Raw genomic sequence first — 14068 nt, 5'->3', positions numbered from 1 at the left:
CCGCCCCCGCCATCCTGCCCCCCCAACGCCACGCCCCCCCCCGGCCCCCACCCTACCCTCTTCGTCGGCGGCGTCAGAGGTGTATAGGAGGCAGTTGGTGGGGTTGGCGGCGGCGGCGTACGCCGCAGCGGCGTGGTCCGTTCGGCCGGCCCCGGCGGGGGCGCCCCGCGCCGGATCACCTGTGACGGCTCGGTGCACGGTTCGGGCGGCTTCCGCCCGGGCGGCCCCGGTGGGCCGGGCGGGCGCGCCCGGTGCGGTGGTCGATCGCCGTTCACCCGGTTAACGTACCGGCCGGTGCGCCCGAGGTTCGACTACGAGCGGGCGCGCAGACCGTTGATGAATGGGCAACCCATCAACACGCGGATGGCCTGGCTCAACCCGGTCATGTCGTCCACCGGCTTGTGAAACGGCAGCCGGACATCGTGGTCGCGGTCCGGGCCTTCGACGCGGAACCGCACGCCGTAGCGATCGAGCCCGAGAGGACGCACCTGCCCGCGGCGTAACCGCGAGGGCAGCCGGGACACCAGCCGCGCGACCACATCGCTGTGGGCGGTGTCCAAATGCCACAGCAGGTTCGACTCAACCTCGCAGAACGGGTCGGGCCGGGCCGCGAGGAGGTCCTCGACGCTGACGGGCTCGGCGCCGGTGGCGTCGGTGACGACGACGGACGCAATCTCCAGGCGCAACAGCGTGTAGCGCGGCTCGTGCCCGTCCGAGGGCGCGCAGCGCGGGGTGTCGACCTGCAGCAGCGCGGGGTGCGGCCATTCGGCGGCGATCAGGTCGACCGTCTCGGCGACCTCGTCGGGGTGGAATTCCCGCACGCGTCCGCGCACCCAGACCAGCGAGCGCACCGGTTCCCGCAGCGGCAGCGGAGCGTAGTCGGTCAGTTCCAGGAGTGCCTGTGCTCCGGCGACGGCGTCGTTCGCGCCGGGCAGGGCCAGCGCGAAGGACCCGTCGGGCAACAGGTGATGGACCGGGGTCACGACCGGATCCTGGCGCGCGGGCACGGTCTCGAGGGCCAGCAGCGCACCGCCGGCGCGGACACACGCGCTGCGGATTCGTTCGGCAGTCGTCGGGGCGGGGCAGGCGGTCAGCGGTAACACCATTCTCCTTATGTTAGGTAAGCCTAAGTTAACTTAGAAGGCGAGGTGCCGCAAGGGCCGATTGGCGCCCCGCGCCGCTAGGGTTGGGGCGTGGTCCGCATCGCTTATCTCGGTCCGGAAGGGACCTTCACCGAGGCGGCGCTGTTGCAGATCACCGCCGCCGGTCTAATTCCCGAACAGGGCCTCGGCGAGGTCCGGCGACTGCCCCTCGACAGCACCGCCGCGGCGCTGGACGCCGTCCGCGACGGCGGGGCCGAGTACGCCTGCGTTCCGATCGAGAACTCGATCGACGGGTCCGTGACGCCCACCCTCGACAGCCTGGCCATCGGCTCGCCGCTGCAGGTGTTCGCCGAAACCACCCTGGACGTCGCGTTCACCATCGTCGTCCGACCGGGCCGCACCGTCGCCGACGTTCGCACCCTGGCGGCGTTCTCGGTGGCGGCCGCGCAGGTGCGGCACTGGGTCGCCACCCACCTGCCCGAGGCCGAGCTGCGGCCCGCGTACTCCAACGCCGACGCGGCGCGGCAGGTGGCCGAGGGCCAGGCCGACGCCGGGGTGACCTCGCCGCTGGCCGCCGCCCATTGGGGGCTGGCCGCGCTGGCCGAGGGCGTCGTCGACGAACCCAACGCCTGCACGCGCTTCCTGCTGGTCGGCCCGCCCGGGCCGCCGCCGGCCCGCACGGGTGCCGACCGCACCGCGGTGGTGCTGCGCATCGACAACGCGCCGGGCGCGTTGCTGGGCGCGCTGACCGAATTCGGGATGCGCGGTATCGACCTGACCCGGATCGAATCCCGGCCGACCCGGACCGCGCTGGGCACCTACATGTTCTTCGCCGACTGCGTGGGCCACATCGACGACGACGCCGTCGCCGAGGCACTCAAAGCGCTCCACCGTCGTTGTGCCGATGTGCGATACCTGGGATCTTGGCCGACCGGCTCGCCCGCCGGGGTGCTGCCGCCGCCGGCCGACGAGGCGGCGCGCTGGCTGGCGCGGCTACGCGACGGAAAACCCGAAACCGCGGCCGGGGGAATCGAGCCATGACCGGACGGCTGGTGCTGCTGCGACACGGCCAGTCCCACAGCAACGTCGAACGCAGGCTGGACACCCGGCCGCCCGGGGCGGAGCTGACGCCGCTGGGCCGCGACCAGGCGCGCGCCTTCGCCCGCGGTGCGAGCCGGCCCGCGCTGCTGGCCCACTCGGTGGCGATCCGCGCGTCGCAGACCGCAGGGATCATCGGCGGCGAACTCGAGATGGCGCCTGTCGAGGTGCCCGGCGTTCACGAGGTGCAGGTCGGTGGGCTGGAGAACCGCAGCGACGACGATGCGGTCGCGCAATTCAACGCGATCTACGAGCGCTGGCATCACGGCGATCTCGACATCCCCCTGCCCGGCGGGGAAACCGGTAACGACGTGTTGGACCGCTATGTGCCGGTGCTCACCGAGCTCCGGCTGCGCTACCTCGACGACCGCGAGTGGACCGGCGACATCGTCGTCGTGAGCCACGGCGCGGCCATCCGGCTGGCCGCCGCCGTGCTGGCCGGCGTGGACGCCGGCTTCGCGCTGGACCACCACCTCGACAACGCCGAATCGGTGGTGTTGGCGCCCATCACCGACGGGCGGTGGAGTTGCGTGCGCTGGGGTGCACTGACGCCGCCGTTCTACCCCGAAGCCGAGGCGACCCCGGTCGCGGACGCGGTGCACTCGAGCACCGACCCGATGGGCTGAAGGCCGGTCAGACGGCGAGCGCGATGGCTTCCGAGCATCCGCAGCCGATGGCGTCGCAGTCGACGACGAAGGCGTGCGGCAACAGCTCAGGGCTGAAGCAATCCGGTTCCGTGCACTCCGAACGGCGCAGCGAATGGCGAATGATGGTGCCGTGACAGTGATCCAAGCCTGCCCGGCAGTCGCGGCAGTCAGCACTCATAACCCGTTCATAGCACCGGCGGCGGACAATTCCGGGATGCCGCGCCCATAGGCAGCCGTGTCGTCAGGCCCAGCCCAATTCCTCCAGCCGCTCGTCGCCGATGCCGAAGTGGTGCGCGATCTCGTGGATCACCGTGATCGCGACCTCCTGGACGACGTCGTCGTCCGACTCGCAGACGTCCAGCAGCGCCTCGCGGTAAATGGTGATGGCGTCGGGCAGCGCTCCGGCGTAGTCGGAGTCGCGCTCGGTCAGCGCGACCCCTTCGTACAGCCCCAGGAGTTCGCCGTCCTCGGGGTGGCGGTCCCCGACCAGCACGACGACGTTGTCCATCGCCGCCGCCAGCTCGGGTGGGATCAGGTCGAGCGCGTCGGAGACCAGCTCCTCGAACCGTTGCGGATCCATCCGCACGGGCACTCGGCTAGCCCCCGGCGGGCGGCGCGGCGGGGGGTGCCTCCGGCTGAGGGTTGGCCGGCGGTGGTGCCCCACCGTCCGCGGGGGGCGGGGCCTGCGGCGGCGCTCCGGCGTCCGCGGGCGGTGGCGCCTGTGGCGCCGGGGAGTTGGTCTCCGGCGCCTGGGGCGTCACGACCGGCTGCTGACCCGGGAGATGCTGGTTGTTCGGCGGGATCTCGGGGGTAGGGCTGGCCTGGCTCTGCGGAGCCTGCCCCGGTACCTGGAGCGGTATCGGCGGGAGGGTGAGGCGCTCTTCGGGAATGTCGGGCGGCGGCACAGGCGCCTGCCCGTTGATCAGCAGCTGCCCCTTGGCGCTGTTGACCAGGGTCGCCCAGCCGCCGTTGCCCAGCGTCGCGCCGATGCTGCAGGCGACCTCGCGGCTGCCGGCCGTCCAGCTGGACAGCGGCACGGTGGGGTAGATCAGCGTCAGGGTGGTGGTGCGCAACTTGACCGGCGCCAGGTAGGCGTCCGTCATCTTGGTGCACAGATCCTTGATGTACCCGTCCTGGTCGGGCTCGGACGGTAACGCGCCCGGGAACTTCTCGGCCAGGTTGACCGTGCCGGTCACCTCCATCGCGTGCGGCGTCGCGCATTCGACCGGAGCATCGATCGGCTGGTTGGTGGTCGGGTCGATGCCCAGGCAGGTGCCGGCCGGCCAGACCTTGGACTGGTCGACGTCGGCGACCTTGCCCTTGAAGGCCTGCTGCTGATTATTGGTGCCGGGCAGTTGCAGGCCGCACAGCATGCGGCGTTCGCCGGACTGGCGCCAGGCCCGGTCGCCGGGCCACAGCAGGCTGACGATGAACTTGCTGTTGGGATCGAACTTGGGCCCCAGGTAGTTGCGTGCGGCGGACTCGCACTGTTCCTGAGTGATCTGCTGGATGCGAGCGGGAGACGGCGGAGCGGCGTTGGGCCCGTACTCCGCGCCCGGGAACGTGCGCATGTCGACGGATTCGGCGACTTCGAATTTGTGGTCGTCGGCGCAGTTGACGATCTTCGCCGACTCCGGGGTGGCGTCCGGCCACATCAGGCAGTCACCGGCGGCGGCTTTGTTGAACGCGGCGTCGCTCTTGCTTCCGGTGGTGGGTACCGGGTTGCCGTCGAGATAGCCGGACAACCGCCCGGGTCCGGTGCCGCCGACCGGCAGTGCGGTGACGACGCCGGCGATCAGCAGGCCGCCCAGCGCGGTCAACAGCAGGGCGCGCCGGGTGGCCTGCGCCTGCAGGCTCCGCGGCCAGCGGAACCCCGCCGGCAACCGTTGCGGCGTGGCGGCGGGGGCGTCGGCCTCCGGGGCTTCCGGAAGGTCGGTCTCGGGCGCTTGGGACATCGGGTCCATTCTGGCAGGAGCACCTGTGTGGTGTGACAAAAGTTACTGATGTGAGTCCTGAGATGCACCAGGCGGGACGCTCCGCGCGCTCGGCGGAACCCAAAAAGTAGTGTCAGGGCCGTGATCGACCTGAAGCTACTCCGGGATGACCCCGACGCCGTGCGCCGCTCCCAACTCGCCCGCGGCTAGGACCCGGCGCTGGTCGACGCCCTACTGGCGGCCGATGCCGCGCGCCGGGCGGCGATTTCGTCCGCCGACGCGCTGCGCGCGGAGCAGAAGTCCGCCAGCAAGAGCGTGGGCGCCGCATCCCCGGAGGAGCGGCCGGCCAGGCTGGCGCGCGCCAAGGAGTTGGCCGAGCAGGTGAAGGCCGCCGAGACCGATCAGGCTGGGGCCGAGGCCGCGTTCACCGCGGCGCACATGGCGATCTCCAACGTCGTGATCGAGGGGGTACCCGCGGGCGGGGAGGACGACTACCGCGTCCTGGACGTGGTGGGTGAACCCGCTGCCTTGGAGAATCCGAAGGACCACCTGGAGCTCGGCGAGTCCTTGGGCCTCATCGACATGCAGCGCGGCGCGAAGGTGTCCGGCTCGCGCTTCTACTTCCTGACCGGACGCGGCGCGCTGCTGCAGCTGGGGCTGCTGCAGGTGGCCCTGCGCCTGGCCGTCGAGAACGGTTTCATCCCGATGATCCCGCCGGTGCTGGTGCGCCCCGAGGTGATGGCCGGCACCGGGTTCCTGGGCGCTCACGCTGACGAGATCTATCGAGTGGAGGCCGACGATCTCTACCTGGTCGGTACCTCCGAGGTGCCGCTGGCCGGCTACCACGCCGACGAGATTCTGGACCTGTCCGGCGGGCCATTGCGGTACGCGGGCTGGTCGTCATGCTTCCGCCGCGAGGCCGGCAGCTACGGCAAGGACACCCGGGGAATCATCCGGGTGCACCAGTTCGACAAGGTGGAAGGGTTCGTCTACTGCAAGCCCGCCGACGCGGAGGCCGAACACGAGCGACTACTGGGCTGGCAGCGCGAGATGCTGGCCCGCATCGAGGTGCCGTATCGCGTAATCGACGTCGCGGCAGGCGATCTCGGGTCATCGGCCGCCCGCAAATTCGACTGCGAGGCATGGGTTCCCACGCAGGGCGCCTACCGCGAGCTGACGTCGACGTCGAATTGCACCACGTTTCAGGCGCGCCGGCTTTCCACGCGCTACCGCGACGACAACGGCAAGCCCCAGACCGCGGCGACGCTCAACGGCACTCTGGGCACCACCCGGTGGCTGGTGGCGATCCTGGAAAACCACCAGCGGCCCGACGGCAGCGTGCGGGTGCCCGAAGCGCTGGTGCCCTTCGTGGGCACGGAGCTGCTCGAGCCCGCCGGTTAGCTAACGCGCCCTCGCCGCCAGCCTCCCCGGGGTGTGGCCGAAGGCCCGCCGATAGGTGTCGATGAAGGCACTTGTTGTGGCCCAACCGCATTCGGCCGCCACCGACGTGACGTCGTGACGCTCGGCGAGCAGCACCAGGGCGTGCTGCAGGCGGAGCTGCGTGCGCCATTGCGGGAAGGTCATCGCCAGCTCGTCGCTGAACAGGCGGCTCAGGGTGCGTTGGCCGACGCCGATCCGGTGGCCGATCTGCGGCAACGTCAACGGCGCGGCCAGATTGTCGGCGATCAACGCGCACGCTTCGCGCAGCCGGGCGTCGACCGGCGTGGGAATCCACAACGGCTCGCCGCCGCTAGTCGCCCGCAACTGATCCTGGAGCACGGCCAGCATCCGGTGGTGCTCGCCGGTGTCGGTGCCATCGGTCTGCGAACACGCGATGATGAGTTCCCGCATCAACGGGTTGACCGCCAGGACGGTGGGCGCCGCCGGCCCACGACGGTAGCGGCGCGGATCCAGTGCGACGCCGTGAAACTGCGTGGGGCCGTGGAACTTATGTTCGTGCCAGCAACCCGCTGGGATCCAGATCGCCCGGTTCGCCGGCGTGATCCAGGTGCCCGCCGAGGTGGTGACGGAGACCGCGCCCGACGACGGGTAGACGATCTGGTGCAAGGGATGCCGGTGCCGCTCGATCCGGGCCCCCGGGGGCAGCGCCTGCGACGACGTCGCGGGCCCGTGATGGCTGATTTCCGACATAACACGGCAGAATATCGGAAGCCCGCATCCGGTGGGGCGGTTAGCTTTGCCGGTATGGCGATGAATCTCTTGCACCGGCGCCGGTGTAGCTCGGCGGCCTGGGAGAAGGCGGTGGAGGGGCAGCTGTTGCCGTGGGCGCTGGATGGCGTCGAATTGGGCTCGCGGACTTTGGAAATCGGCCCGGGATACGGGGCGACGACGCGCGCCCTGCTGGACAGGGCCGACTCGCTGACCGCCGTCGAGGTCGATGCCGCGATGGCCGATCGGCTGCAGCGCCGCTACGGCGACCGGGCCCGCATCATCCACGGCGACGGCACCGACACCGGGCTGCCCGCCGATCACTTCACCTCGGTGCTGTGCTTCACGATGCTGCACCACGTCCCCCGCGCCGACTTACAGGACCGGCTCTTCGCCGAGGCATTGCGGGTGCTGAAGCCGGGCGGGGCGTTTGCCGGCACCGACGGAATCCCGTCGCTGACGTTCCGGCTCCTGCACATCGCCGACACCTACAACCCGATCGCGCCGGCGGACCTGGGCGCGCGCCTGCGCAACACCGGGTTCGCCGATGTTCAGATCGACTCTTCCGGTGGGCGGCAACGGTGGCGCGCCATCAAACCGGGCTGAGCGGATCAGCGACCGACGCCGGCGAAGGTGGGGCTGCCCGCCTCGAGCGGCACCCGGGCGGCGCGTGCGGTGAAGCTGATCGCGTGATACCACCCGCACAGCATCGTGAGGTCGAGAATCTCGCGTTCGTCGAACTCGGTGCGCAGTGCCGTCCAGAGGGCGTCGTCGATGTCGCGGCGGTCGCAGAGCGAATCCACGGCGCGGACCAGGAGCCGATCCCGCTCGGCGGTCCAGCAGGGATCGTCGGCGCCGCCGTGGGTCAACGAGCGGACCTGGCCGCTGTCGAGATGCGCCTTCTCCGCGAAAAACGCGACGTGCACACCCCATTCGTATTCACAGCCGCAGCGAGCGCAGGTGCGGTCGATGACGATCTCGCGGTCACGAAGGGACAGCGACAGCTTGCGGCTCAGCTCGTAACCGCCCCAGAGCGTCATGGCCTCGGCCATGGGCATGTTGCGCACCACGGTGCGAAACAGCGCGATGGGCGGCACGTTCGGCGGCATCATCTTCTGCAGTTGTGCCGCCACAGCGGCCTCGTAGGGCGGGTCGAGGACACCGATCCGAGGCGTTATTATTTCCGTAACCATGGAAGAGAAAGCTACGTTACGGAATCCGAAACGTCAATCGGCGGCTCGACCCGGGCGCCCGGTGCGGGGGTCGACAACGGGGCGGCCACTCATGGCGGCGCTGGATCTCCTCGGGCGGCGCTGGTCGTTGCGGATCCTGTGGGAGCTTCGCGACGGTCCGCTGGGGGCGCGGGCTTTGCGGGAGCGCTGCGACGGCATGTCTCCCAGCGTCTTGTATGACCGCCTCGGTGACCTGACGGGCGCCGGCCTGGTCGTCCAGCGTGACGACCAGTGTTATGAGCTCGGCGAGGCCGGCCGGTCCCTGGGCGAGGCCCTCGATCCCCTGGACCAGTGGGCCCGCCGCTGGGCGGAGGGAACCTAGGCGTCCACCGTCTCGCGGGCCTGCTCGTGCCGACGCTGCCGCTCTATGGTGGCGAAGTAGAAGGCGAACGCGAACGCGAAGCTGGTGAACAGGCTGGAGACGAAGTACAGCCACGGGTGCTTGAGCCCGCGGCGATAGCCGTCCACGATCGTAAACAGCGGCAGCAGAATCACATTCGCGATCGTGTAGTCCTGGCTCGCGGAGTCCGCGGCGGGATTGGTGAACATCAGCCTGATGTATTCCGCCCAGCTCCCGTGCTCGCCCCAGAGCGGGTTGGTGGATCCGTGCGAGTACTCCTGGACGTAGGTGATGTTGAAATACCAACCCAGGGCGACCGAAGCGATGCCGACGACGTAATACACGCATTCCAGCGGGGAGAACAACGGGCCGGCGGCCGGCCGGGCGAAGACCTTCGGGTTGGAGGCGACGATCCAGCCGATGACACTGAGCCCGAGAACCGCATGCACAAGAAGCGAGACCATGGCCGCAGTCTCACCCGGCGGCCAAAGTTTTGTCAATAGTGACAAAAAGGTGGGTGGGGTACCTTACTTGCATGGTCAGGCCCGCGCAGACGGCGCGAAGCGAACGCACCCGCGAGGCGCTGCGCCAGGCCGCGATGGTGCGCTTCCTGGCCCAGGGGGTCGAGGACACCTCGGCCGAGCAGATCGCGGCCGACGCCGGAGTCTCGCTGCGCACCTTCTATCGCCACTTCAGCTCCAAGCACGATCTGCTGTTTGCCGACTACACCGGGTTGAACTGGTTTCGCGCGGCGCTGGACGCCCGGCCCGCCGACGAGCCGGTCATCGATTCCGTTCAGTCGGCCATCTTCGCGTTCCCCTATGACGTTGAGGCCGTGGCGAAAATCGCCGCGATGCGCGGTGGTGAGCTCGACCAGGACCGCATTCATCGCCACATCCGCGACGTCCAGGCCGACCTCGCCGACGCCATCGAGGCGCAGCTGGAAAGGCGTAGCTGCGCGGCGGAGCGAAAGCCCGATGCGAGGCTGCGGATCACCGTGACCGCCCGGTGCATCGCCGCCGCGGTATTCGGCGCGATGGAAGCCTGGATGGTTGGTGAGGAGCGATCCCTGGGGGAGCTGGCGCGGATGTCGCATGTCGCGCTGGAATCGCTGCGGGACGGCATCTCCGGTACCTGGGCGACGGTAGTTTCGTCATAATTGACAAAACTTTGGCCGCATGCCAGCCTGCTGTGCGGGAGGTCAGCACATGTCTGATTACGACGCGATAGTCATCGGTGCCGGGCACAACGGCCTGGCGGCGGCGGTGCTGCTGCAAAAGGCGGGGCTGCGCACGGTGTGCCTGGATTCCAAGCTGTACGCCGGCGGAATGGCATCCACCGTGGAGCTTTTCGACGGGTACCGGTTCGAGATCGCCGGGTCGGTCCAATTCCCCACCTCGACCGTGGTCGTCGAGGAACTCGGCCTGGACACCTTGCCGACGATCGACCTGGACGTGATGTCGGTGGCGGTGCGCGGCGTCGGTGACGATCCGCTGATCCAGTACAGCGATCCCATCAAGCTGTTCACCCACCTCAACGAGGTGCACGGGGCGGACGCGGTCAACGGGATGGCGGGGCTGATGGCCTGGAGCCAGGCGCCCACCCGGGCGCTGGGCCGGTTCGAGGCGGGCACACAGCCCAAGACCTACGACGAGATGTATGCCTGCGCCACAAACGAATTCGAACGTTCGGCGATCGACGACATGTTGTTCGGTTCGGTCACCGACGTGTTGGACCGCTACCTTCCCGACCGGGAGAAGCACGGTGCGCTGCGCGGCTCGATGACCGTGCTGGCCGTCAACACCCTGTATCGCGGGCCCGCCACACCGGGCAGCGCGGCGGCGCTGGCCTTCGGGCTGGGCGTGCCCGACGGGGACACCATGCAGATGAAGAAGTTGCGCGGCGGCATCGGTGCGCTCACCGCCCAGCTGGGCGAGCTGCTGGAAAGCCACGGCGGCGAGGTCCGGCTGCGCAGCAAGGTGACCGAGATCCTCGTCGAGGACGGGCGGGTGAGTGGGGTGCGCACCGAGGGCGGCGACACGTTGACCGCCCCGATCGTGGTCTCCGGCATTGCGCCCGACATCACCCTCAACGAACTGATCGACCCAGCCCTGCTGCCCGGCGACATTCGGGAGCGCTACGCCCGGACCGATCACCGCGGCAGCTACCTGCAGATGCACTTCGCGCTGGAGGAGGCCCCGGAGTTCGCCGCGCCCTATGAGGCGCTCAACGACCCGGCCATGCAGGCATCGATCGGCCTGTTCTGCACGCCGGAGGAAGTCCAGCAGCAGTGGGAGGACTGCCGCCGCGGAATCGTCCCGGCCGACCCGACGGTGGTGTTGCAGATTCCCACCCAGAACGACCCGGACCTGGCGCCGGAGGGCAAGCACGCCGCCTCGGCATTCGCACTGTGGTTCCCGATCGAGGGCGGCGCCGACTACGGCGATGCGAAGGTTGAAATGGGTCAGCGGGTGATCGACAAGATCACCCGGCTGGCACCCAACTTCGAGCGCAGCATCATCCGGCACACCACCTTCACGCCCAAGCACATGGGCGTGATGTTCGGCGCTCCCGGCGGCGATTACTGCCATGGCCTGCTGAACCCCAATCAGATCGGACCGAACCGGCCCGGCCCCAGAGGCTTTCGCGGTCAAACCATCCCCATCGAGGGCCTGTATCTAGGCAGCGCCGGTTGCCATGGCGGGCCGGGCATCACGTTTATCCCCGGCTACAACGCGGCCCGGCAGGCGCTCGAAGAGCGCATGGCTTAAGGCTCAAGCCGCCGGGCGGGGCGGGGCGGGCGCGCGGCTAACCGCGCTGACCCAGCAGCTCATCCAGGAGCGCGGTGAACTCCTCGGGCCGCGCCGGTGTGAAGGCGGGACTGGGCGCAACGCCCGGCACATCCAGCGTGATCAGTGTCGACTTGAACGGACGGCTCACGTCCAGCGGCAGCCAGCGGCACAGGTCCGAGGTTCCCCAGATCCAGAATCGATGAGTGAACAGACCCAACCCCTCGGCCTTGTACCCGCGAACCGCGTCCAGTGCGATGACTTTCGACGTGCCGGAGGGAAAGTGGTAGCGGCGCAGCGTTATCGCCGCACGGTCCAGCTGGATCAGGCCGTCGTCGTAACACTGGCCTTGGGTGGCGGTCATGCCCGAGAACTTCTCAGCTGGTGGCCGCGCGCCGTCAGGCAGCGACCGTCGTCCAACCGCCATTGCCAGCCGTGGAGGTTGCAGGTCAACGTGTTGCCCTCGACCACACCGAATTTCGACAGGTCGGCCTTCAGGTGGGGGCAGCGGCGCTGAATCTCCCAGCCGTCCAGCGTGACCGATGAAGAATCGTCATGCGTCTCGGCGAACCAGCCGTCGGCGTATGCGATTCGCTCGTCGGTGAGGCATTTGAAGAAGGTGTACAGGTATTCGTTGTAGCCGCCGACGCGCCACGCCCTGAATCGGGTGGACAAAAAGATGGTGTTGACCCAGTCCGGTTCCCGGTCGCGCAACACCGTGCGGACCAACTCCGGCGCTATGGCGAAGCCGTAGCGGACCTTCTCGTCGGGGATGCGTTCGCGCACGGTGCGTTTCGGAAAGTCCAGGATGACGGTCTCGGGTCCGATCACGAGTTCGACGGGATAGCCGATACCGTCGCAGATCTCGTCGCTTTGCGACATGATCGGTTCGAACAGCGCACGCAACGGCTCCAACAGCGGTTCGCCGGTCGCGGGGGCCCATCGCGACTTTTCGGCGGCCAGGACGGGCGCCATGCGCTCGGCGTAGTCGGCGATGTAGGCCTGCTTCCCGGTGGTGAAGATCGCCTCGACCTGGTCGTCGGGCATCGGGTGGCTCAGCGAGTTCAGGGCGGCGCCGGTGAAGTCCGCGGTCGAACCGGGGATCATCAACAGGCCGCCGTCGTTGCCGTGGCTCCGCATCTGGTCGAGGAACACCATCTGGTCGGGGAAGATGTTGGCCGGGTCGCCGTGGTCGTCGTTGAGGTCGCGCAGCTCGGGGTCCAGGAAGCACGGCGGACCGGCCGACGGGATGATCCACGTCGCGCCCACCTGGGCGATGTACTGGCGGGCGCGGTCCATCTGCCGCTGGCGCTTCTGGACGCCGAAGGACTCCTTGGCGCGGGCCGGCATGTCGTAGACCATCGGGTACCAGATGGCGCCGGAGTACTGCAGCATGTGCACGTCGATGTGGCCGAACTCCGACGCCAACACGTCAAGGTCGACCGGCCGGGCGTCGTTCATGTTGAAAGCCGTTGTGGCGCCGTCGGAAACCACCAGCGCGGAGTCGCCGAGCGGCCCGTCGGCCGGCGCGCGCAGAGCGATGATCATGACGTCAAGCTCGCCCTTCGGGCCGCTGACGCGGTGTTTGACGGAGGTGCTGGTCTCGAAGAACCGGTAGAAACCCAACTCCTGCAACGCATTTCGAAGATCCGGCACCGGAAAGTCCGGCAGCAGCACCACCGCGTCCTTGTTGACATGCTCCGCCAGGTTCTTGGCGTCGAAGTGATCCTTGTGCAGGTGCGACAGGTACAGGTAGTCGCAGTCACCCAGCCTGTCCCAGTCGAGGCGGCTGTTGTCCGGGAACGGGAACCAGGACGCGAAGTACGCGGGGTTGACCCACGGGTCGCAGAGGATGCTGCCCGCCGGGGTCTCGATCAGAAATCCGGCGTGACCAACGCTGGTGACCTGCACAAATACCTTCCTGGGGCCGTCACAAGGGCCTTGCCGCCCGCGGCCGGCTAACGACTTTTCAGCCCCCGAGCTTAGCGCGAGCCGGCATCGTCGGCTTCCCACAGCCGTCGGTAGAAGTCGAGGCGAGCGAGGTCGGGCTCGACGCCGTAGACCGCGAAGAATTCCGCGTCCCACAGCCGGTCGGGAAAGTTCCAGCCCAACGACAGCGTCGCGACCGCGAGGTCGGCCCACCGATCGGCCACACCGAGGTCACCCAGGTCGACATGCCCCCGGTACCGGCCGCGCTCGTCGACCAAGGTGTTGGGCGAGCAGGCGTCGCCGTGGCAGACGACCGGGCGGTCGATGGGCGGCGGGTCGCCCAGGCGTGCGCGCGCGGCGGGTGTCAGGGCCGCCAGCCGACCCTCGGCCGACCAGTCGAATGGGCAGGGCGACACCGGCAACCGGTCATGCAGCGTGCGCAGGCCGACGGCGATCGCGCGCACTGCCACCTCGGGTGTGGCCCGCAGGCGCGGATGCACGGCCGAGACGCCGGGTAGCGCACGGGTACGCAGCCAGGCGCAGCCACCGTCGACGCCGGCGCCCAGCACCGTCGGCACCGTCAGGTACCGGGCCGCCCAACGCAGTCGCTCGGCTTCGCCGCTGAAGTCGGTCACGCCCGCGTCGGCGACCTTGACGAACTCGGCACCAACGGCGCCGGGGCCGATCCGGAAGGTCACCCCACCGATCTCGTTGACCCATACGGCGCGCACCGCCCTGCCGGCGGCGAACCGGCGGACCACCTCGGGCGGCGGAACGGGGGCCGCGGGGAAGCTCAAGCGTCGCCTCCTTTTCGGCACTTCGGGTGA

The 14068-nt window shown here is 69.1% G+C and carries 15 protein-coding genes and 2 pseudogenes; 7 read left to right on the top strand and 10 right to left on the bottom strand.

Translation table 11 applies throughout. The features are described 5' to 3' along the window. Window positions 1–311: 311 nt before the first annotated feature. Window positions 312–1106, bottom strand: a complete 795-nt coding sequence (locus BRW65_RS12700; RefSeq protein ID WP_073875043.1) for a DUF2470 domain-containing protein — start codon at window positions 1104–1106, stop codon at window positions 312–314. An 87-nt stretch (window positions 1107–1193) separates the two neighbouring features. Here BRW65_RS12700 and pheA point away from each other — a divergent pair, with 87 nt between their 5' ends. Together pheA and BRW65_RS12690 are read left to right on the top strand one after the other, a co-directional pair. Further along, complete coding sequence (gene pheA, locus BRW65_RS12695; RefSeq protein WP_073875041.1) at window positions 1194–2144, top strand: prephenate dehydratase; 951 nt, start codon at window positions 1194–1196, stop codon at window positions 2142–2144. Then, window positions 2141–2827, top strand: a complete 687-nt coding sequence (locus BRW65_RS12690) for a histidine phosphatase family protein (protein WP_073875037.1) — start codon at window positions 2141–2143, stop codon at window positions 2825–2827. The genes pheA and BRW65_RS12690 overlap by 4 nt, the downstream gene beginning before the upstream one ends. A gap of 7 nt (window positions 2828–2834) precedes the next feature. Here the strand turns inward: BRW65_RS12690 and BRW65_RS12685 are convergent, their stop codons facing one another. The 3 genes and pseudogenes from BRW65_RS12685 to BRW65_RS12675 form a co-directional block, all read right to left on the bottom strand. Beyond that, on the bottom strand, window positions 2835–3026 hold the full coding sequence (locus BRW65_RS12685; protein WP_073875035.1) for a hypothetical protein: 192 nt from the start codon (window positions 3024–3026) through the stop codon (window positions 2835–2837). Beyond that, a pseudogene (locus BRW65_RS12680) lies at window positions 3023–3440 on the bottom strand (metallopeptidase family protein). Before BRW65_RS12680 ends, BRW65_RS12685 begins: the two are co-directional and overlap by 4 nt. Before the next feature lie 4 nt (window positions 3441–3444). Next, entirely contained in the window at window positions 3445–4812 is a 1368-nt protein-coding gene (locus BRW65_RS12675; protein ID WP_073875031.1) for a septum formation family protein, read from the bottom strand. 111 nt (window positions 4813–4923) lie between these two features. Here BRW65_RS12675 and serS point away from each other — a divergent pair. Beyond that, window positions 4924–6183 (top strand): annotated as a pseudogene (gene serS, locus BRW65_RS12670) (serine--tRNA ligase). Here serS and BRW65_RS12665 read toward each other — a convergent pair. Continuing rightward, window positions 6184–6933: an AraC family transcriptional regulator gene (locus BRW65_RS12665; RefSeq protein ID WP_073875029.1), complete on the bottom strand. Its 750-nt coding sequence runs from the start codon at window positions 6931–6933 to the stop codon at window positions 6184–6186. 54 nt (window positions 6934–6987) lie between these two features. Here BRW65_RS12665 and BRW65_RS12660 point away from each other — a divergent pair, with 54 nt between their 5' ends. Then, window positions 6988–7557, top strand: coding sequence for a class I SAM-dependent methyltransferase (locus tag BRW65_RS12660; RefSeq protein WP_073875027.1), 570 nt, complete (start codon window positions 6988–6990; stop codon window positions 7555–7557). 5 nt (window positions 7558–7562) lie between these two features. Here the strand turns inward: BRW65_RS12660 and BRW65_RS12655 are convergent, their stop codons facing one another. Then, window positions 7563–8144 (bottom strand): carboxymuconolactone decarboxylase family protein, encoded by a 582-nt coding sequence (locus BRW65_RS12655; protein WP_073875025.1) that lies wholly within the window; start codon window positions 8142–8144, stop codon window positions 7563–7565. Window positions 8145–8235: 91 nt separating this feature from the next. Between BRW65_RS12655 and BRW65_RS12650 the strand changes: the two genes are divergently transcribed. Continuing rightward, window positions 8236–8505, top strand: coding sequence for a winged helix-turn-helix transcriptional regulator (locus BRW65_RS12650; RefSeq protein ID WP_244168072.1), 270 nt, complete (start codon window positions 8236–8238; stop codon window positions 8503–8505). Here BRW65_RS12650 and BRW65_RS12645 read toward each other — a convergent pair. After that, on the bottom strand, window positions 8502–8987 hold the full coding sequence (locus BRW65_RS12645; RefSeq protein WP_073875021.1) for a DUF2834 domain-containing protein: 486 nt from the start codon (window positions 8985–8987) through the stop codon (window positions 8502–8504). The genes BRW65_RS12650 and BRW65_RS12645 overlap by 4 nt on opposite strands. Window positions 8988–9058: 71 nt before the next feature. Between BRW65_RS12645 and BRW65_RS12640 the strand changes: the two genes are divergently transcribed. Next, entirely contained in the window at window positions 9059–9682 is a 624-nt protein-coding gene (locus BRW65_RS12640) for a TetR/AcrR family transcriptional regulator (RefSeq protein ID WP_073875019.1), read from the top strand. 49 nt (window positions 9683–9731) lie between these two features. Further along, on the top strand, window positions 9732–11294 hold the full coding sequence (locus BRW65_RS12635; RefSeq protein WP_073875017.1) for a phytoene desaturase family protein: 1563 nt from the start codon (window positions 9732–9734) through the stop codon (window positions 11292–11294). A gap of 37 nt (window positions 11295–11331) precedes the next feature. Here BRW65_RS12635 and BRW65_RS12630 read toward each other — a convergent pair whose 3' ends face one another. The 3 genes from BRW65_RS12630 to BRW65_RS12620 all read right to left on the bottom strand — a co-directional run bounded on the left by BRW65_RS12630 (window position 11332) and on the right by BRW65_RS12620 (window position 14038). After that, complete coding sequence (locus BRW65_RS12630; RefSeq protein ID WP_073875015.1) at window positions 11332–11676, bottom strand: hypothetical protein; 345 nt, start codon at window positions 11674–11676, stop codon at window positions 11332–11334. Then, window positions 11673–13223, bottom strand: a complete 1551-nt coding sequence (locus BRW65_RS12625) for an MBL fold metallo-hydrolase (RefSeq protein ID WP_073875013.1) — start codon at window positions 13221–13223, stop codon at window positions 11673–11675. Before BRW65_RS12625 ends, BRW65_RS12630 begins: the two co-directional genes overlap by 4 nt. A 71-nt stretch (window positions 13224–13294) precedes the next feature. Then, complete coding sequence (locus tag BRW65_RS12620) at window positions 13295–14038, bottom strand: phosphotransferase (protein WP_073875011.1); 744 nt, start codon at window positions 14036–14038, stop codon at window positions 13295–13297. Window positions 14039–14068 lie beyond the last annotated feature (30 nt).

Origin of the sequence: Mycobacterium paraffinicum (assembly GCF_001907675.1) — a bacterium.
In the GTDB taxonomy this organism is placed as follows: domain Bacteria; phylum Actinomycetota; class Actinomycetes; order Mycobacteriales; family Mycobacteriaceae; genus Mycobacterium; species Mycobacterium paraffinicum_A.
Note: the sequence above shows the minus strand (reverse complement) of the source record. Positions and strands in the feature narration are given on the sequence as shown.